Raw genomic sequence first — 18,700 nt, 5'->3', positions numbered from 1 at the left:
TACTGATAATTAACGGGAGATGTAGCTCTCCCGTGCCATTAAAATGGTAATATTCACAGGTAAATAAAAGAGAGAGACTCACTGATATGCCTATACTAAAAGTCTACATATTTCCTGCTGCGTGTTTTTTCGGGGTGCCTGCGCATATACTCATCAACGGAGATGCGGCCGCTTCCTTCTATTACAAAAAAGATCAGCAAAAAGAGTACGAGGATAGACAAGCCCATAAATGGATAGGCTGTAAACAACCCTGTGGGGGAATGCACAAAAAATACAGCTCCCGCCAGAACAGGAATGTTCACTGCGGCGGAAAATCTCGTCAACAACCCCAGCGCAATAAAGAACCCTCCTACGATGTGTGCAAATACAATGTAATGCCCGATAAAAATTGACAGGGTAGCAAGTGCCGGATTTTTATTAATCTCGGTGATAAGTGAATTCCTGTCCATTACAAACTGGACCCCAACCCACATCAGAAATACTCCCAGCAGAATGCGTACACCACTCAGCCATTTGGGATGATGCGCATCACCCCAGCTTTCAACCCGTTGTAGCATGTTCATAATATATGATTTTTAAGATCAAAGAACTACCTATTAAGTTACGAAAAAAGGACCAGGATTAAAAGATTAACTTGATTTTCCGGATGGGTATTTTGTTGTTTGATTATTTAACAAAACACCCATCCGGAAAATCAAGTTAATCTTTCAATCTTGGTCTTAGTTTGCTGTTACTATAACTGTACAGGAAATAAATAGACAGCCCTATTACAAGCCAGATGGAAAAAACGATCCAGTTCTTCAGGGCTATTTCCGTCATCAGGTAGAAGCAGCTGAGGAGCCCCAGAACAGGTATGAGCGAGAGTTTACGTGTCGCTGAAAAGAAGGAGATAATGATTGTCACTACGGCAAAGAGGAAGAAAGGAATATTATGTTTCCATACTTCCCAGCCTCCATCAAAGGAAAGCTTCTGCATGATTTCATGATTGAATAAGATAAACAGTCCCACTACCAGAGGAGGTATGATAAACTGTCCGTTGATATAAGGCAGATGGAAACGTTTCTCTGTTGTTTTTTCCTCTTTGGGCAACAGCAGTACGCCGCCACATACAAGGATAAACGCAAACAGCGTCCCTATGCTGGTAAGATCCGTTACAATGGTCAGGTTCAGGAATAAGGCAGGAATGCCTACCAAAAAGCCGGTAACAATAGTAGCATAAGAAGGTGTTTTAAACCGGGGATGTATTTTACTGAAGCGTTTTGGCAACAGCCCATCGCGGCTCATGCTCATCCAGATACGGGGCTGCCCGATCTGGAATACCAGCAATACACTGGTAGTGGCTACTACCGCACTCACAGAGATCAGGTAGCTGATCCAGGGAAGATGTACCTGGTCAAATACAAATGCCAGGGGATCATCTACCTTCAATTTGGAAAACGGTACCATACCCGTGAGTACAAAAGAAATGAGGATATACAGGACCGTACAGATAATCAGTGAATAGATCATGCCTTTGGGCAGATCACGTTGCGGATTGGCGCATTCTTCGGCCGTAGTACTGATAGCATCAAAACCAATGTAGGCAAAGAACACCGCAGACACCCCTTTCAGTACGCCCGAAAAACCATTAGGCATGAAAGGATGCCAGTTCTCCGGGTTAACATAAAAGAAGCCAACAGCAATCACAAAAAGGATCACCACTATTTTCAGCGCGACCATGAAGTTTGCACTACGCTTACTCTCCCGGATGCCTACATAGGCCAGGTAAGTAACCAATACCACTACGATAAAAGCAGGCAGGTTCAGAATAACAGGCAGACTGCCGATATGCGGTGCAGCTGCGATAATATCAGGTGTAGCACTGTCATAATTGCTGGCCAGCCAGGATGGTAAAGAAAGCCCTATCCCTCTCAGCAGGTTATTAAAATACCCGCTCCAGGAGATCGCCACCGCAATATTCCCGATAGCATACTCCAGGATCAGCGCCCAGCCAATTACCCAGGCTGCCAGTTCTCCGAATGTAACATAGGAATACGTATAGGCGCTACCGGATACCGGTACACGGGAAGCAAATTCTGCATAACACAGGGCGGAAAAGCCACAGGTCACTGCTGTAATAAGGAAAAGCAATGATACCCCTGGTCCTCCATGAAAGGAAGCCTCTCCGATAGTGGAAAAAATGCCGGCGCCTATAACCGCTGCAATACCCATTGCTGTAAGGTCCTTCACTTTAAGTACCTTGTTCATGCCACCGGCATCATGCCCGTCTGTCAACCCATCTTGGGCATCTTTCAAAATTGTGGTAAGTGATTTTTTCCGAAACAGCGAATTAGACATTGGCTAGGAATTACAATTAAAAAGACCAGGATTAAAGGATCAGGCTATTGCTGACGGTTTAACAAGTAATCAGCCAGTTCCATCAGTGATTTCTTACGGGCTGATAATACAGCGATATTATCCAGGTGCTCAAAAGCCTTCTGTTGAAACCGTTCCTTCTCTTTCTCTGCCCATTCATCCACTTTACAGCTGCGGAACAGTTCCAGTACTTTTTCTACTTTATCAGCGGGAGAAGTTTCCATGAGCTGTTTCAATGCTGCGTGTTGCGCCGGATTACACAGTTCAAGGGCTTTCAGGAGCAGGAAGGTTTTCTTGTTTACCAGGATATCCCCGCCCTGTTGCTTACCAAATTTCTCCGGGTCGCCAAAAGCATCCAGGTAGTCATCCTGGATCTGGAAGGCAATACCGATATTCTTTCCAAACGCATAAATATGTTCCTGGTTGCCTTCACTGCCGCCGCCGATAATGGCGCCCAACTGCAGGCTCGCTGCCAACAGTACGGAGGTTTTCAGCCCAATCATATGCACGTAGTCATTGTACAGCACTTCTTCCGGCTGCATGCCTTCGAAATCCATATCCAGCTGCTGTCCTTCGCATACTTCAATGGCCGCTTTATTAAAAACGGAAATCACTTTTTGTTTGTAGCGTCCCTGTATCTTATTGAGCCGCTCATACACATTGATCAACATCACATCCCCGGCCAGGATAGCCGCGGAGTCACCATATACCATGTGAACGGTGGGCTTGCCGCGGCGAAGTGGAGCCTTGTCCATGATATCATCATGAATAAGAGTGAAGTTGTGGAAAAGCTCCACAGCATTGCCCACCTGGAACGCATCCGGATGCAGCGTGTCAAACAATTCATTTCCCATCAGGCATAATACCGGACGTATACGCTTACCACCAATATCCAGAATATGGGATGCTGCATTATACAAACGGCCAGGCTGTTCCGGAAAATGTTGTTGATCAAATTGTTGGCTAAACTGTGCTATTAATTCTTTAAATGAATGCATCTCAGGTGGATGTTGTTTTATTATTTATTCTTTTTTCTTCGTCTTCTTTTTTGCGGTGGTAGTTGGTTTAGCTGCTGCCGCTTTCTTTTTTGGCGCTGCTTTTTTTGCAGACGTTTCCTGTTTAGCTGCTGCTTTCTTCGCAGGCGCTTTTACAGGTGCTACCTCTTTGGCGGCCGCTTTCTTGGCCGGTGCCTTTGCAGGTGCTTTTTCTTTAGCCGCTACTTTCTTGGCAGGTGCTTTTACAGGTGCTACCTCTTTAGCTGCTGCTTTCCTGGCAGGTGCTTTTACAGGTGCTTCTTCTTTAACCACTACTTTTTTCTTAGCAGGTACTTTTACAGGCGCCTCTTCTTTAGCCACTACTTTTTTCTTAGCAGGTGCTTCCTCTTTAGCCGCTGCTTTCTTAGCTGGTGCCTCGGTTTCTTTTGGCGCCGCTACTGCTTTTTCCACCACAGTTTTCCTGGTCTTGGTTTTCTGTGCAGGTGGAGGTGTGATATCCACCATATGGGTTTCTGCTGCCACCTGGTCTACTACCGGTTCAGGAGCCGGCTCAGGTGGTAATATAACCACATGCGGCCTTGGCGTAGCTGGCTTTTTATCGCGTTCCCATGGTTTCTGCTGATAGTCACCATGCTTTTGTTTTTTCTTCTTCCTGTCGTCCCGGCGGTCATCTCTTCTGTCATCCCGGCGTTTGGGCTGGGCTGCTCTCCTGTCGCCTTCCTGGCTGGAAAATTCATCTTCCAGGTCATAATCCAGCTGCCGTTTAACGAGGTTGGCGGCTACCACACGGATACTCACCTTTTCGCCTATACGGAATTTTCTTCCGCTGGCATGCCCTACCAGGGCGTATTCCGCCTCATTGAAAGTAAACTCTTCTTTTTTATTCAGGTTATGAATACTCACAAGCCCTTCACATTTGGTATCTACGGTTTCTACCCAGAAGCCAAAATGCGCTACGCCACTGATCACCCCATCGAAGGTTTCACCAATGAATTGCTGCATGTATTCCACCTGTTTGTATTTGTTGGCTGCTCTTTCCGCCTCCATGGCCTTCCGTTCCATTTCTGAATCGTGCTTGCATTTTTTCTCCATCTGTTTGTCAGGATGGATATCACCTGCCAGGCATTCGGCCAGCACACGGTGTACCAGTATATCGGGGTAACGGCGGATAGGCGATGTAAAATGGCAATAGTCTTCAAACCCGAGTCCGTAGTGCCCTACGTTCTCCACGGTATAAACCGCTTTCGCCATGGTACGGATACCCAGCGTTTCCAGCACATGCTGTTCCGGTTTGCCTTTCACCATTTGCAACATTTTATTGAAAGAGCGTGCAATGGTTTCCGGTGACGTCATATCGAATTTGTATCCAAACTTGCCGGCGAAAGAGGTAAACACAGTCAGTTTTTCGGTGTCCGGTGTGTCATGCACCCTGTATGGAAAAGGTACAGGTTGTTTGTTGACACGAAGCTTGGAAACGTACGCTGCGATTGTCTTATTGGCCAGCAACATAAACTCTTCGATCAGCTGATGCGCTTCTTTGCTTTCTTTGATCACAATGCCAATGGGCTTGCCTTTTTCATCCAGTTTGAAGCGTACTTCCTGTGATGAAAAATTGATAGCGCCATGTGCAAAGCGGTCTTTGCGCAGGGTCTGCGCTATTTTGTTCAGCAATAAAATATCTGCTTCGTAAGGGCCTTCTTTTTTCTCGATGATCTCCTGTACTTCTTCATAGGAAAACCGATGCTTGGAATGGATCACGGTGCGACCAATCCAGTGTTGTTTTACTTCTCCCTTTTCATTCATCTGGAAAATCGCGGAAAAGGTAAGTTTATCTTCATGCGGGCGGAGTGAGCAGAGTTCATTCGAGATCTTTTCCGGCAGCATGGGCAATACACGATCCGGCAGGTAAACGGAGGTCGCTCTTTTGTCGGCTTCCTTATCCAGTTCCGTGCCAGGCACCACATAGTGGCTCACATCCGCGATGTGTACCCCTATTTCGTACAGCCCGTTTTTCAGCTGACGAATAGAGATGGCATCATCAAAATCTTTGGCATCCACCGGATCGATGGTGAGTGTGAGGAGGCTGCGGCAATCTTTACGTTTACGTATCTCCGTCTCCGTTATGTCCTCTTTCAGGAAGGCCAGTTCAGCTATCACTTCATTGGGGAAACTGAGGGGGAATCCTGCTTCGATGAGGATTTCCTTCATAGCGAGGTCGTTGGTATCGCTGGCGTCCAGCACTTCTATTACTTCTCCCACCGGTTTGCGCGACTTCTCGCCCCAGGCTACTATTTTCACCACGGCTTTATCGCCGGTTTTCCCATCTTTCAGGGAGTTGGCCGGAATATAAATATCGGGCATGAACATGCCTTTTTCCGTGATGAGGAAACCGAAGCCCTTGTTAATCTGCAGGGTGCCGGTAAATTCTGTTTTATTTCGTTTAAGGATATCCGTTATAATACCTTCCATACGGCCCTGGTTGTGGGCCTGCTTAATCACATCTACCAGTACTTCATCTTTATCCAGCGCGGTATGCAGGTTCTTCTGCTTTACCATGATGTCTTTTGTAAGACCGGGCACAATGATAAAGGCCATTCCGGACCTTGTCAACTCCACCACACCCCGGAAGGTTTTCTTCTGGCTGCTGCCGCTGCTCTTCTCGCCGGTATTTCTTTTATCTTTTTTCTTTTTACTCATGTCTGATTGTAAGTATTATTGACCCTGTATGGGCTGGTGTTTTGCCACGTAGTCAAAAATAAAGTTATTAAATGAATCTGCTTCTCCGAAGAGAAAGGAAATTTCCACAGGCATAACAGCCAATTGCAGGTTTTGTTCTGCCAGTGTTTTTTTAAGGAGATGCAATCTGACGGCATCTTTCTCGGTAGTAATGACAATTTTATCCGTTCCAGGCAAATCGCTCAGTTCCTTTTTAATCTTTGCTATGTCCTTTTCCGAATAGTAATAATGATCGGGGAAAGAGAGCAGGAAGACCTGTTCAAAACTATTCTTCAATGCTTCCAGCAATGGTTCCGGCCGGGCAATACCACAGGCCAGCAAAACAGTGGCTGACGCTGGTGCTATTACAGGCTGTTGGGTAATCATGTCATACAATGCACCGTATTGCAAGGTAGTGAAAAAGAGCTGCTGATGAGGCAAAGGGTTAATTTCTTTTTCAAGCGCCTGTTTTGCGGCCACACTCATATCAGGCGGGCATTTGGATACGATGATACAATTGGCCCGCTCATACCCTTTCCTGCCCTCACGGAGACGGCCAAACGGCACCACATGATCGCGGGTAAAAAGGCGCTTGTAATCAGTGATCAGGATGTTCATACCCGGCTTAATGGAACGGTGCTGAAAGGCATCGTCCAACAGCACCACTTCGGTATCCGGCTCGTCACCCAGCAACTGGGGAATGGCCAGCATACGTTCTTCACCCACACAAACCTTAATGTCGGGAAATTTGTCGTGAAACTGCATCGGCTCATCACCGATATCTGCTGCGGTACTGTTTTCATCGGCCAGGATATAGCCTTTGGTTCTACGGTTATACCCCCGGCTGAGGGTAGCAACCTTGTAATGATCTTTCAGCAGGCGGATCAGGTATTCCACATGCGGGGTTTTGCCGGTACCGCCTACAGACAGGTTGCCGGCGGCGATAGTAGGGATGTCAAATTCTACTGCTGTCAGCACGCCTTTATCATAAAACCTGTTGCGTACCCACATGATAAGGCCGTACAGGAGGGAAAAGGGATATAAGAGTAAGTTCAGGTATTTCAGCACGCTGTTTTATTTAAAATGATAAATATGTTCCGGAGTGACTACCGTTTGCAACGGTACATCCCAGGGATCAGTATCGGTAATCTTTTCCACCGGGTTAAACAGGGAAAGTCCGACAGTGTGTACATCCGGGCGGCATTGTTGCAGGAAGCGGTCATACATTCCTTTGCCATAGCCTACCCGTTGCCCTTCCCGGTCAAAGGCCAGCAAAGGTACAAATACAAGGTCTATATCTTCCGGCTGTATTGGTTCCCCGCTCACGGGTTCAGGAATACCGAACTTATTTTTTACCAGGATGGTGTTGGTATGCCAGGCGTAGTGGTACATCTCGCCGGTGTTGAGATCAGCTTTTGAAAGCACCCATTGGAGTGCCGGCGCCTGTATCCGCAACCAGTTTACCAGTGGCCAGGTATCCACTTCTTTTTTTTCAGAGATAGGTAGGAAGATGTGTGCCTGCCGGATGCCGGTATAATCCAGTTGCCGGCAATTGGCCACCAGCTGCTCATTCAGGCTCATAGCCGTATCAACGTCCATGTTGAGCCGTAATGTCAGGAAATGTTTGCGTATCTCTTTTTTAGTGGTCATGCAGTAAAGCGTTGAGCGGCGCGGCCAGTACCGATGCCTGTTGACGTATAAACTCTTTATCCACCTGCACTGCCTGCGGTATCCGGCCTATCTTCGGAAATCCGCTCCATCTCACCACATCATCTTCATTGCTATGTTCATCTCCCCCAAAAATCCAGCCTATAACGGAAACGCCTGTATGTTTCAGCACCTTTGCTGTAAGCATGGCATGATTAATACTACCCAGGTAGTTCTGCGCCACAATGATCACCCCTGCCTGTAATTGCCCGATGAGATCCAGCGTAAAAATTTCTTCATTCAGTGGCACCATCAACCCACCGGCGCCTTCCATCACCAGGGCGCGGCCCGCAGGCCGTAGCCGGTTGGCCTCCTGCACTATAAAATCGGTATCGATCGTAATTTTTTCCAGTCGCGCCGCCAGGTGCGGAGACGCGGGCTCGTGTAAGCAATAGGCTTCCTGATGACAAACAGTAACCGTATTGGATAAAAGGCGCCGGACCGTATCGGTATCTGTTCCTTCTGCCAACCCGGTTTGCACTGGCTTCCAGTAATCTGCCTGCAACGCTTCCGTGACGCAGGCCGATACAATGGTTTTACCAACACCGGTACCAATACCGGTTATAAATATTTTGTTGTTCATGAAAAGCAAATATAACTACAGATGAAAGAATTCCTAATTCGTAATTCGTAATTCTTTCTTTCCTTACTAGTTCGTAATTTACAGGTTAGACAACCTCGATATTATTATGAAAATTGCTAATAACATACTCGAAACGATTGGAAATACACCGATGATAAAGTTAAACCGTGTAACGGCTTCCCTGCCATGCACCGTATTAGCCAAGGTAGAATTTTTTAACCCCGGCAACTCTATCAAAGACAGGATGGCTATTAAAATGGTGGAAGTAGCAGAAAAAAATGGCCTGCTGAAACCCGGCGGTACCATCATAGAAGGCACTTCCGGCAACACTGGTATGGGACTGGCACTGGCAGCCGTGATCAAAGGATACAAATGTATTTTCACTACCACCGACAAACAATCCAAAGAAAAAGTAGATATTTTAAAAGCAGTAGGCGCAGAAGTGATCGTATGCCCTACCAACGTGGAGCCCGAAGATCCCCGCTCCTATTACTCTGTATCTAAAAGGCTGTCTACCGAAATACCGAATTCATTTTATGTAAATCAATACGACAACCTCGCCAACCGCGACGCACACTATGAACAAACCGGCCCTGAAATATGGGAGCAGACAGACGGAAAGATTACGCATCTCGTAGTGGCCACCGGCACCGGCGGCACTATCAGCGGCACCGGCAAATACCTGAAAGAAAAAAATCCCGCTATAAAAGTATGGGCAATAGATAGCTATGGCTCCCTGCTGAAAAAATATTTCGAAACCGGCGAACTGGATATGAATGAGGTGTATCCTTACATAACAGAAGGCATCGGGGAAGATTTTGTACCACAGAACTACGATATGGACGTCATAGACGCCTTCGTAAAAGTAACTGATAAAGACGGTGCAGTAATGGCCCGCCGGATCACCAAAGAAGAAGGCATCTTTGTAGGATACTCCGCCGGATCAGCCGTATCAGGACTTATACAGCTGAAAGACCAGCTCAAACCCAATGACCTGGTAGTGGTGATTTTTCACGATCACGGCAGCCGGTATGTAGGAAAAGTATACAACGACCAATGGATGATGGAACGCGGATTCCTGGATGTAAAAACTGTTAAGGATGTAGTGAGCGCCCGCCGCAAGCTGCCACTGGTAACAGTAGGTGCCGATGAAAAAGTGAGCGAAGCCATCGCAAAAATGAAGAAATATGATATTGAACATATTCCTGTTCAGGAAGGCAACGACATCATAGGCGCCATTTCTGAAAACGGTTTATTCAACAAACTCATAGATGATGCAAACCTGAAAGATGCGCTTGTACGCCAGGTGATGCATGCGCCGTTTCCACAGGTAAGCCAGGATACGCCGATAGAAAAATTATCAGCCTATATCAACAGGGAAAATGGTGCGGTCATCACAAAAGATGATAGCGGCGATCACCACATCGTGACGAAGTATGATATTATACAGGCATTGGGAAGATAATAACCATTTGATTATTTTTTTATTTTGATGTTTTTTCTACACTAAATATCAAAATAAAAAAATAGCCAGATAAATAAATAATTCCGGTGGTATTTACTGATCAACTACACAGAAAGATAACGTTAGCAAACCCGCCAGGGAAGATCGTTTCCCTGGTGCCATCGCAAACAGAACTACTATATACACTGGGCCTGGAAAAGGAAGTAACGGGGATCACTAAATTCTGCGTACATCCGTCCACGTGGTTTAAAAATAAAACGCGGGTAGGTGGCACCAAAAATGTACAGCTGGATACGATACGACAGCTTGCCCCGGACCTGATCATTGCCAATAAAGAAGAAAACCTGGCCACAGATGTACAGGCCCTCATGGAAGAATTTCCGGTATGGGTAAGTGATATACAATCGCTGGAAGATGCTTATGAAATGATAGCCGGTGTTGGCGCCATTACCGGCCGGGAAGTGCAGGCAACCACACTTATCACGGATATTAAATCGGGCTTTGCACAGCTCAGGCCCCTACCGGCGCCTGTTCCCACCGCCTATTTCATATGGCGCAATCCCTGGATGGTAGCGGGTGGCGACACCTTCATCCATGAAATGATGCGGATGTGTGGATTACAAAATGTATTCGGAAACCTGCAACGTTATCCCGAAGTAGATGCTGCACAACTGGCTGGCAGCGGATGTAAACTGGTACTACTTTCCTCAGAACCTTATCCTTTCCGGGAGAAACATATGGCAGCATTACAGGAACTCCTGCCCGATGCACGCATCCTGCTTGCAGACGGTGAAATGTTTTCCTGGTACGGCAGCCGGTTACGCGAAGCGCCCGCCTACTTCAATCAATTACTCCAACAAGCCTGATCCATTTTGTTAACGGGCAGGCAACCACCCTCTTTCCTTTTGCGTAAAAAGAGCAACGCTCATTTTATTCATCTAAAAACTTTTTATGGAAAGAAGGGACTTTGTATCTAATATTGGTCTTACGCTGGCATTGGCCTGTACAGCGGGTTTGGCAGCCTGTAGTAAAGGCGGCGGTGGATACGGCGGTTCTACGCCACCACCACCCGGCAACACTGCAAAATTAACCCTTAACCTGACCAGTGATCTGCCTAACATCGGTGATTTCAGGATTTCCAATGGTGTGATTATTATCCGCACAGGTACCGGCAAAACTGCGGGTGATTTTACGGCTTTATCCAGCACCTGTACCCATCAGGGATGTACGGTAGCTACTTACAACAAAAGCACAAAACTGATTGAATGTAACGCACCTTGCGGCCATGGTAGCAGGTATGCCCTCAGTGGTGCCGTAAATACCGGACCAGCACCGAATCCGCTGGCTGCCTATAAAATTGCTATAACCGGAGAAGTACTCACCGTTAGCTAGTGTTTTTTCAGGAAGTCCAGTACCCATCTGGCAAAATCCGGGGAGCGGACTACACTATTATGATTACCGGCTACTGTGCCATGCATCCCGCGCGGCATCATTGCTGCCAGGGAACCGCCGGTGTCGTTATCTTCATCTTTATCACCACCAATCACCAATACCGGCTGGGTTACTGCGGCCAGTTCAGCGGGTGAAGTAGCGGGTTGCCCCAGTTGCATCCAGGCAAGAGCCTGCTGGTCTAACCCGGCGGCCTGCACATTTTTCACCATGGCTGCCAGTTCCGGTACATTTTTTCCGGAAAGGGCTTCATAGAACTGTTGCCGGCGTGGCCAGGCCGGGTTGGTAAAGGCGGTACCCATACCTCCCATCACCCCGCAGGTAACCCGTTTGTCTAATACCAGCAAACGGGCTGTGATGATCGATCCGCGGGAATAGCCCACTACTTTATAAGATGGGAGTTGCAGATAAGTAGCTAATCCCATGATATCCCTGGCTTCTGCATCGTTGAGGTAGCCGGTGCTGTCTTTCGGATGACCGGAAGTCCCGTTGCCACGCATATCCGGCATAATTACCTGGAATCCATGCAACAGCAGGGAGTCCAGCAGCGGCGTTTTTTCCCAGGAGCTGGCATTCACAATAAAACCGTGTAGCAGGATGACGGGGATGCCGGTACCTTTCACCGTATAGTGAATGCGGGTGCCGTCAAAAGAGGTATACCAGGTCAGGGAGTCAGCGGCAGACCGGGAAGATGTGGCAGCACTGTGGGTTTGCAGGCAAAATACAAAGCTGGCGGCAAGCAGAAGTTTTTTCATAACGGGTGTTAAAAAAGCAAAATACATTTTTCTGTTTGCACTTTTCCGGTGAACATGATTACATTTCGCTATAAATCTTGTTATTTACTCCTTATATTTGCTTTCCTAAAAAAATCAAATACATTTTAGAGTATGGGAAAATACAGAGCTGGCGTATTATTCGGCGAAGAGCTGGATGCGCTGTATAACGATGCCAAAGACAACGGATTTGCTATGCCTGCCGTGAATGTTGTGGGAACTAACACCGTTAATGCGGTACTGGAAACGGCTGCCAAAGTAAATTCACCGGTAATTATACAGTTTTCCAATGGCGGCGCCCAGTTTTATGCGGGTAAAGGCATGCCTAACGACAAGCTGCAGGCTAACATCGCAGGCGGTGTTTCCGGTGCAAAACATGTACATGAAGTAGCTAAATATTATGGCGTTCCGGTAGTACTCCATACAGATCATGCTGCTAAAAAATGGTTACCATGGATCGATGGGCTGCTGAATGCAGGTGAAGAGTTTTTCAAATTACACGGTCAGCCGCTGTATAGCTCTCATATGCTGGATCTTTCCGAAGAGCCTATCCAGGAAAACATCGAAATCTCCCATAAATATTTTGAGAGAATGAATAAACTGGGCATGTCCATCGAAATTGAGCTGGGCGTGACTGGTGGTGAAGAAGATGGTGTAGATAATTCCGGTATCGACAACTCCAAATTATACACCCAGCCTGAAGAAGTAGCTTACGCTTACGAAACCTTATCTAAAGTAGGTACCCGCTTTACCGTGGCAGCTGCTTTTGGTAACGTACACGGCGTATATAGCCCGGGTAATGTGGAACTGCGTCCGGTGATCCTGCACAACAGCCAGGAATTCATCCAGGAAAAGTACAAGACTGCTGCTAAACCGGTATTTTATGTATTCCATGGTGGTAGCGGTTCTCCCAAGCATCAGATTACAGAAGCACTGGGTTATGGCGTTATCAAAATGAACCTGGATACAGATATGCAGTGGGCATTCTGGGAAGGAATCCACGACTTCTACGAAGCGAAAAAAGACTATTTACAGGCTCAGCTTGGTAACCCTGAAGGTGCCGACAAGCCAAACAAAAAATATTATGATCCGCGTGTATGGCTGCGCAAAGGCGAAGAAACCTTTGTAAAGCGCCTGGAAGAAGCCTTCCATGACCTGAATTGTATCAACAGGAACGCATAATAACCTTCTTTTTACCTGCGGGCAATGCCTGTCAGCAACTTTTTCAGCGGAAATAAAAGTGATCTATGATAAATAAATCGCTTTTGTTTCCGCTTTATTATTAAAAGCTAACAGCAAACTAATACATTTTAGTTTTATTCATTAATTCGTATCTTGCACCACTATTTTCTAATCTAATAGCAAAATATGTCAAGCTGGTTTAAGCGAATTAAACAAGGCATCTCCACCACCACCAGTGAAAAGAAGGAAGCACCGGATGGATTGTGGCATAAGTGTCCCAACTGTAAAAAAACCATCACTGTTAAGGATCTGAAGGAGCATTTCTATGTTTGCGATAAATGTAATTATCATAACCGCATCAACTCCGCAGAGTATTTCGAGATTATATTTGACAACAAACAGTTCGAGGAACTGTTCCCGAATATTTACCCAACCGATTTCCTGGGCTTCAAAGACCTGAAACCGTATGCGGACAGGCTCAAAGATGCGCAGAAAAAGTCAGGGCTGAAAGATGCCATGACCGTAGGTTCCGGCAAAGTGCTGGGACATGACCTCGTGGTAGCCTGCATGGACTTCAACTTCATTGGCGGTTCTATGGGCTCTGTAGTAGGTGAAAAGATAGCCCGGTCTATCGACTACTGCATCATCCATAAAAAGCCATTGATGATTATCTCCAAATCAGGAGGGGCCCGTATGATGGAAAGTGCATTTTCTCTCATGCAGATGGCTAAAACGGCTGCAAAGCTGACACAGCTTGCAAATGCGCGCCTGCCCTACATTTCCCTGATGACTGATCCCACCACCGGAGGCGTAACGGCTTCCTACGCCATGCTGGGCGATCTCAACATCGCTGAACCTGGCGCACTGATCGGCTTTGCCGGTCCGAGGATCATTAAAGAAACGATTAAAAAAGACCTCCCTGCCGGCTTCCAGAGCGCAGAGTTCCTGTTGGAACACGGCTTCCTGGATTTCATCATGGACAGAAAAGAATTAAAAAACAAACTGGCAGAGTTGCTGAGTTTGTTTAAAAACTAGATAAACATTTTGAGATTTTTTGATTTACGAATGTAGGAATTTGAAATGCAGCGGAGATTTGATGGTGAGGTTTGATTGATAATCTCCGCTGCATTTCAAATTCCTACATTCGTAAATCAAAAAATCCCAAAATATCTCCATAAAATGGCCGAATTAAAGAACAGATCAGCATATTTTGAATACGCAATAGAAGAAAAATTTATTGCCGGAATGGTATTGACAGGAACAGAGATTAAGTCAATCCGTGCCAGCAGGGTAAGTTTTAATGATTCATTCTGCTATTTTTCCAAAGGGGAATTGTTTGTTAAAAGTTTACATATCGCCGAATACTCCCATGGCACCAGTGCTAACCACGACCCCTTACGCGAACGTAAACTGCTGCTGACAAAACGTGAGCTGAGAAAGCTGGAAAACAAAATGAAGGAAAGAGGTTATACCATCGTGCCTCTTCGCATGTTTATTACCGAAAAAAGCCTGGCCAAAATAGAAATTGGTATCGGTAAAGGTAAAAAACTGCATGACAAACGTGAATCAATCAAACAACGTGAATCAGACAGGGAGTTGCGCAGGTATTTCAAATAAATAAAATTCCAGGCGAAGTCACCTTTATAAAAAATATCCCTTGAAACTATTAAGCTTACCGCTCAGCATCACACAAAAACTATGTGCTTTCTGTTTGCTGTTTTCTGTACTCCTATTGTCCTGCCGGTCAGGCGAAAAATTATTTAATAAAGGCAGGTATGATGATGCCATAGGCGCTTTTGTAAAAAAGCTGCAACGCAAACCCCAGGATGCGACCGCACTGAAAATACTGCCCACCGCCTATACACATGCCCAGCAACAGCATGAAGACCGGGTAAATGAATACCTCCGCTCCAACAACCAGCTTAAATGGGAAGCCGTACGCAATGAATACAATAAGCTGCAATACCTCTATTCCCTTATTCACAGCTCCCCTGCTGCCTTGCGGGTGGTGACGCCAAAAGACTACCGCGACGCGATTACAGGCGCACAGGAAAATGCCGCCGAGATCCGTTACGACAGAGGCATATCCCTGCTGGAAAGAGGCGATAAAGCCAGCGCACGCCAGGCATACGATGAATTTACCGCCACCCTTAAAATGGTCGACGATTACCGCGACACCAGAGAACGCATGGAAGAAGCTTTTGAAGCAGGTGTGGTGAATGTGGTGATGAGTGAGATAGAAGTCCGTTCTGCTTTCTTTCAGTTCAGCGCAGACCAGTTCAGGGATTATCTCGTCAAAAATCTGCAACAGCGTAATATCAACCGCTTTGTGCGGTTCTATGATGAACGTTTTGCCCTCAGTCAAAATGTACGCCCCGATGAATATATTGAACTCCGCTTTTTTGACTTCGTGGTAGGCCAGACCTATGTAGACCGCATCCAACGCGATGTTTCAAAGGAAATTGTAACCGGCACTACCAAAGATACTACCGGCAAGGAACAGAATATTTATACAACGGTGAAAGCTACCCTCTTTATCACAAAAAAGACAGTCGTATCCAAAGGCTTGCTGGACTACCGGATCACAGCTACCGACAATGGCAAAGTAATCCGGACCAACCGCATCCCTGGCAGCTATACCTGGTTAAATCAGTTTGGTACTTACCGGGGAGATGCAAGGGCTTTAAGTGAGGAAGATAAACGGTTGATGGGTGGCCGTGATGAACCACCGCCACCGCCACAGGAACTGTTTATGGAGTTTACCCGCCCTATTTACGACCAACTGGAAAGGGATCTGCAAAGTTTTTACAACCAGCAGTTCTAGTTACTGTTGTGCGATGTAGGTATTGAGTAGTGGAATCAGCTGATGCGCAGGAACAACGCCGCTTTGTCGCCACAGGAGCTTGCCGTCACGAAAAAGCAGTAGTGTGGGCACGCTGCTGATCTGCCATTGCGCCGCCAGCGGCTGATTTTTATCGATATCTATTTTAATAATCCTGATACCTTCTCCCAGCTTATCTTTTACTTCTTTCAAAATGGGTGGCACCATTTTACAGGGACCGCACCAGGTAGCGAAGCAATCAATTAAAACAGGAGTTCCGGATTGTAATATTGCCTGTAAGTTGTCCATAGCACACGTGTTTATTCCTGCCACAAATTAGCATTTTTTAAAGACTTGAAAATATGATGTACATTACGTATAGCTGTAATATTAATTAAACGTCCGTATGCTCCTTTTCTCCGTTTCTATCAGTCTTGTATCTACCATTATATACCTGGTATGGTTTTTATCTGAGGTCCTGCTGCATCGCATACTGCGTGGTGGCGACACCACCGATAAAAAGAAACAGGACAGAGGAAGCCTCGCACTGATATGGGTCATCATTATTATCTGCGTGAATATAGCGGTATATCTTTCCTTCAAAACATACGACCCTATCATGCACAGTGCTGAGATAAGCTATATAGGCTTATCCGTTATACTGCTGGGCATGATCCTGAGATATATTGCCATCGCCTCACTGGGGCGTTTATTTACTGTAGTTGTTACCATCCGCAAAGATCATCAGTTAAAGAAGGATGGTCTTTACAGCGTACTGCGGCATCCCGCCTATACCGGTTCCCTGCTGTCTTTCCTCGGATTTGGTTTATCGTTGAATAACTGGATAAGCCTCGGGGTTGCTTTTGTTCCGGTGTTTATTACGTTTATCTACCGGATGAATGTAGAAGAGAAAATGCTCACAGAAAAGTTCGGGGATGAGTACAAAGATTATATAAAACATACGAGCAGGATTGTTCCATGGGTATATTGACCAGGATTAAACAGATTTATGGATTAAAACGGATGGGTGTAGTAGATGATAACATCCATCTGTTTACTCCAATCAACCTGTTTAATCCGGTCAGTAGTAGATCATAACATCCATCCTTTTTAATCCATAAATCTGTTTAATCCAGGTCCCTAGTTATTCAAATTCGGATTATTCTGCACTTCCGAAATCGGAATCGCAAACAAATAATACGGACTGTATGGCACAAATGCAGTACCATCGGGCAATGCCAGCGTTCTATGCCCCTGTGCAGCTATTTGTTTAAAGGTACCGTCGCCACGGGGTACATTAATAATACTATCATTTCCATCATGGGCAAGGAAAGCTTTCCTCACAACGGTGCCGCCTGTACGAATAATATCAGACAACGCAAATCCTTCTCCCCATAGTTCCTTCCTCCGTTCTACCAGGATGGTATCAACCAGGCTACCACCACCGGAAAGATTGTATGGCACCGCATTACGGGCTACCCGCAACGCATTGAGGGCTTCCACCGCTTTCGCAGGATTACTTGCACGCGCATATGCTTCTGCTTCTATCAGGTACATTTCGGCCGCACGCATCAGCACCAGGTCGCCAACCAGCGCACCCGGATCACGGAACCGGAATTTTTTGTACCGCAGGTAACCTTCCTGGTCGGGTAATGTGTCCCAGTCAAACAAACGGGTACGCACATCCGCGCTGTCGAAAAAGTTTTTAAAGTACGGATCAGCCATAAAGCTCTGATAGTAAGATGCCGGCGTAGATACATCCAGGAAATGGAAGTTATAGCTGGCATTACTCTGGTTAGGGGTTTGCCCCTGTCCCCAGATCCATTCTGCATTGCTGATATCGCTGAACCCCTTGTTATAGTCATCGCCTGACATCAGCGGATACCCCTCGCGGGCAGCAACAGCCTGCGTGGCAGCCTTGGCATATTGGCCGCTATACAGGTATGCCCTGGCCAGCAAACCATCTGCTACATGCAGGTCTATTTTCCATTTTTTTGTATCATCCCGTGTATAATTTTTCAGTAATGGCTGCGCTTTCAGCAGATCGTCAATGACCTGCTGATATACTTCCGCAATAGTGGCCCTTCCTTTACCCGCAGTAGTGGGCGTGGAAGGTTCGGTATAGAGCGGTACCGCCTTGGCAGCCCCACCGTGAATGATACCAAACTGATAAAAAGATGCCAGCGTGAGATAGCTGTTGGCACGCAACGCATATGCCTGCCCTTTCAGGTACTGTCTTTTGACATCATCCCCCGGTACATCGTCAATCCGGGCAATCAGCGTATTACAGTTATCAATCACCTTATAAAGAATGGTCCAGAAAGCGGTGACCCGGTTCTTGGTGTTATCAGACATTTCAGTAAATGTATAGGCATCCCTCAACCCATAGGAAGTAGTAACCGCTACATCGCTACCCATGGCGTCGCTGGTGAGATGAATTGATTTATATCCCGGCACTGCGTAGGTGAAGAATTCTTCAAACATATAAGACCAGGTACCATTCAGTACTGTTTCGGCATTATCAACCGTATTAAAAACCTGGTCTTCCGGTACAGCGTTGGTAGGCTGTGTATTCAGGAAGTCCTTGTTGCACGCCGCCAGTATTGCCGTCGTAAATATTGCTAAAAGTAATAGTCTGTTCTTTTTCATGATGCT

General features: G+C 46.3%; 18 protein-coding genes. 8 read left to right on the top strand and 10 right to left on the bottom strand.

Going from position 1 to position 18,700, the window contains the following annotated elements; translation table 11 throughout:
- Window positions 1-95: 95 nt before the first annotated feature.
- The 7 genes from ABQ275_RS08765 to bioD form a co-directional block, all read right to left on the bottom strand.
- Window positions 96-563: a DoxX family protein gene (locus ABQ275_RS08765; RefSeq protein ID WP_349317910.1), complete on the bottom strand. Its 468-nt coding sequence runs from the start codon at window positions 561-563 to the stop codon at window positions 96-98.
- 136 nt (window positions 564-699) lie between these two features.
- Window positions 700-2,295 carry an amino acid permease gene (locus tag ABQ275_RS08760; RefSeq protein ID WP_349317909.1) on the bottom strand — a complete coding sequence of 532 codons (1,596 nt, stop codon included), beginning with the start codon at window positions 2,293-2,295 and terminating at the stop codon, window positions 700-702.
- Between the two features lie 86 nt (window positions 2,296-2,381).
- Window positions 2,382-3,353, bottom strand: a complete 972-nt coding sequence (locus ABQ275_RS08755; protein WP_349317908.1) for a polyprenyl synthetase family protein — start codon at window positions 3,351-3,353, stop codon at window positions 2,382-2,384.
- Window positions 3,354-3,377: 24 nt separating this feature from the next.
- A complete protein-coding gene (gene rnr / locus ABQ275_RS08750; RefSeq protein ID WP_349317907.1) occupies window positions 3,378-6,047 on the bottom strand; it encodes a ribonuclease R in 2,670 nt (889 codons plus the stop codon).
- 15 nt (window positions 6,048-6,062) lie between these two features.
- Complete coding sequence (gene lpxK, locus ABQ275_RS08745; protein WP_349317906.1) at window positions 6,063-7,133, bottom strand: tetraacyldisaccharide 4'-kinase; 1,071 nt, start codon at window positions 7,131-7,133, stop codon at window positions 6,063-6,065.
- Window positions 7,134-7,139: 6 nt separating this feature from the next.
- On the bottom strand, window positions 7,140-7,715 hold the full coding sequence (locus tag ABQ275_RS08740) for a 5-formyltetrahydrofolate cyclo-ligase (RefSeq protein WP_349317905.1): 576 nt from the start codon (window positions 7,713-7,715) through the stop codon (window positions 7,140-7,142).
- Window positions 7,705-8,355 (bottom strand): dethiobiotin synthase, encoded by a 651-nt coding sequence (gene bioD, locus ABQ275_RS08735; RefSeq protein ID WP_349317904.1) that lies wholly within the window; start codon window positions 8,353-8,355, stop codon window positions 7,705-7,707. The genes ABQ275_RS08740 and bioD overlap by 11 nt, the downstream gene beginning before the upstream one ends.
- Window positions 8,356-8,461: 106 nt before the next feature.
- On the opposite strand from bioD, the gene ABQ275_RS08730 reads away from it, so the two are divergent.
- From ABQ275_RS08730 to ABQ275_RS08720, 3 genes are all read left to right on the top strand, one after another.
- Window positions 8,462-9,820, top strand: coding sequence for a pyridoxal-phosphate dependent enzyme (locus tag ABQ275_RS08730; protein ID WP_349317903.1), 1,359 nt, complete (start codon window positions 8,462-8,464; stop codon window positions 9,818-9,820).
- Window positions 9,821-9,906: 86 nt separating this feature from the next.
- Window positions 9,907-10,686, top strand: coding sequence for a helical backbone metal receptor (locus ABQ275_RS08725; RefSeq protein WP_349317902.1), 780 nt, complete (start codon window positions 9,907-9,909; stop codon window positions 10,684-10,686).
- 85 nt (window positions 10,687-10,771) lie between these two features.
- Window positions 10,772-11,212 carry a Rieske 2Fe-2S domain-containing protein gene (locus ABQ275_RS08720; RefSeq protein WP_349317901.1) on the top strand — a complete coding sequence of 147 codons (441 nt, stop codon included), beginning with the start codon at window positions 10,772-10,774 and terminating at the stop codon, window positions 11,210-11,212.
- On the opposite strand, the gene ABQ275_RS08715 is transcribed toward ABQ275_RS08720, so the two are convergent.
- Window positions 11,209-12,024, bottom strand: coding sequence for an alpha/beta hydrolase (locus ABQ275_RS08715; RefSeq protein WP_349317900.1), 816 nt, complete (start codon window positions 12,022-12,024; stop codon window positions 11,209-11,211). The two genes, ABQ275_RS08720 and ABQ275_RS08715, sit on opposite strands and share 4 nt — an antisense overlap.
- Before the next feature lie 132 nt (window positions 12,025-12,156).
- On the opposite strand from ABQ275_RS08715, the gene fbaA reads away from it, so the two are divergent.
- From fbaA to ABQ275_RS08695, 4 genes are all read left to right on the top strand, one after another.
- Window positions 12,157-13,224: a class II fructose-bisphosphate aldolase gene (gene fbaA / locus ABQ275_RS08710; protein ID WP_349317899.1), complete on the top strand. Its 1,068-nt coding sequence runs from the start codon at window positions 12,157-12,159 to the stop codon at window positions 13,222-13,224.
- Between the two features lie 186 nt (window positions 13,225-13,410).
- Window positions 13,411-14,259 carry an acetyl-CoA carboxylase, carboxyltransferase subunit beta gene (gene accD / locus ABQ275_RS08705; RefSeq protein WP_349317898.1) on the top strand — a complete coding sequence of 283 codons (849 nt, stop codon included), beginning with the start codon at window positions 13,411-13,413 and terminating at the stop codon, window positions 14,257-14,259.
- A 144-nt stretch (window positions 14,260-14,403) separates the two neighbouring features.
- Window positions 14,404-14,841, top strand: a complete 438-nt coding sequence (smpB, locus tag ABQ275_RS08700; RefSeq protein ID WP_349317897.1) for an SsrA-binding protein SmpB — start codon at window positions 14,404-14,406, stop codon at window positions 14,839-14,841.
- A 40-nt stretch (window positions 14,842-14,881) separates the two neighbouring features.
- Entirely contained in the window at window positions 14,882-16,048 is a 1,167-nt protein-coding gene (locus ABQ275_RS08695) for a hypothetical protein (RefSeq protein WP_349317896.1), read from the top strand.
- On the opposite strand, the gene trxA is transcribed toward ABQ275_RS08695, so the two are convergent.
- Entirely contained in the window at window positions 16,049-16,354 is a 306-nt protein-coding gene (gene trxA / locus ABQ275_RS08690) for a thioredoxin (RefSeq protein WP_349317895.1), read from the bottom strand.
- Between the two features lie 97 nt (window positions 16,355-16,451).
- On the opposite strand from trxA, the gene ABQ275_RS08685 reads away from it, so the two are divergent.
- A complete protein-coding gene (locus ABQ275_RS08685) occupies window positions 16,452-17,036 on the top strand; it encodes an isoprenylcysteine carboxylmethyltransferase family protein (RefSeq protein ID WP_349317894.1) in 585 nt (194 codons plus the stop codon).
- A gap of 149 nt (window positions 17,037-17,185) precedes the next feature.
- On the opposite strand, the gene ABQ275_RS08680 is transcribed toward ABQ275_RS08685, so the two are convergent.
- Window positions 17,186-18,694, bottom strand: a complete 1,509-nt coding sequence (locus ABQ275_RS08680; protein WP_349317893.1) for a RagB/SusD family nutrient uptake outer membrane protein — start codon at window positions 18,692-18,694, stop codon at window positions 17,186-17,188.
- Between the last annotated feature and the right edge of the window lie 6 nt (window positions 18,695-18,700).

This window comes from Chitinophaga sp. MM2321 (genome assembly GCF_964033635.1).
Lineage (GTDB): Bacteria > Bacteroidota > Bacteroidia > Chitinophagales > Chitinophagaceae > Chitinophaga.
This window is presented reverse-complemented; position numbering and strand designations above follow the sequence as displayed.

Bases quoted from the DNA above. Each gene is read 5' to 3' on its own strand.
- ABQ275_RS08715 (WP_349317900.1), bottom strand. From the start codon at position 12,024: ATGAAAAAACTTCTGCTTGCCGCCAGCTTTGTATTTTGCCTGCAAACC.
- bioD (WP_349317904.1), bottom strand. From the start codon at position 8,355: ATGAACAACAAAATATTTATAACCGGTATTGGTACCGGTGTTGGTAAA.
- accD (WP_349317898.1), top strand. From the start codon at position 13,411: ATGTCAAGCTGGTTTAAGCGAATTAAACAAGGCATCTCCACCACCACC.
- ABQ275_RS08740 (WP_349317905.1), bottom strand. From the start codon at position 7,715: ATGACCACTAAAAAAGAGATACGCAAACATTTCCTGACATTACGGCTC.
- ABQ275_RS08730 (WP_349317903.1), top strand. From the start codon at position 8,462: ATGAAAATTGCTAATAACATACTCGAAACGATTGGAAATACACCGATG.
- ABQ275_RS08720 (WP_349317901.1), top strand. From the start codon at position 10,772: ATGGAAAGAAGGGACTTTGTATCTAATATTGGTCTTACGCTGGCATTG.
- ABQ275_RS08755 (WP_349317908.1), bottom strand. From the start codon at position 3,353: ATGCATTCATTTAAAGAATTAATAGCACAGTTTAGCCAACAATTTGAT.
- ABQ275_RS08765 (WP_349317910.1), bottom strand. From the start codon at position 563: ATGAACATGCTACAACGGGTTGAAAGCTGGGGTGATGCGCATCATCCC.
- fbaA (WP_349317899.1), top strand. From the start codon at position 12,157: ATGGGAAAATACAGAGCTGGCGTATTATTCGGCGAAGAGCTGGATGCG.
- smpB (WP_349317897.1), top strand. From the start codon at position 14,404: ATGGCCGAATTAAAGAACAGATCAGCATATTTTGAATACGCAATAGAA.
- rnr (WP_349317907.1), bottom strand. From the start codon at position 6,047: ATGAGTAAAAAGAAAAAAGATAAAAGAAATACCGGCGAGAAGAGCAGC.
- ABQ275_RS08685 (WP_349317894.1), top strand. From the start codon at position 16,452: ATGCTCCTTTTCTCCGTTTCTATCAGTCTTGTATCTACCATTATATAC.
- trxA (WP_349317895.1), bottom strand. From the start codon at position 16,354: ATGGACAACTTACAGGCAATATTACAATCCGGAACTCCTGTTTTAATT.
- ABQ275_RS08680 (WP_349317893.1), bottom strand. From the start codon at position 18,694: ATGAAAAAGAACAGACTATTACTTTTAGCAATATTTACGACGGCAATA.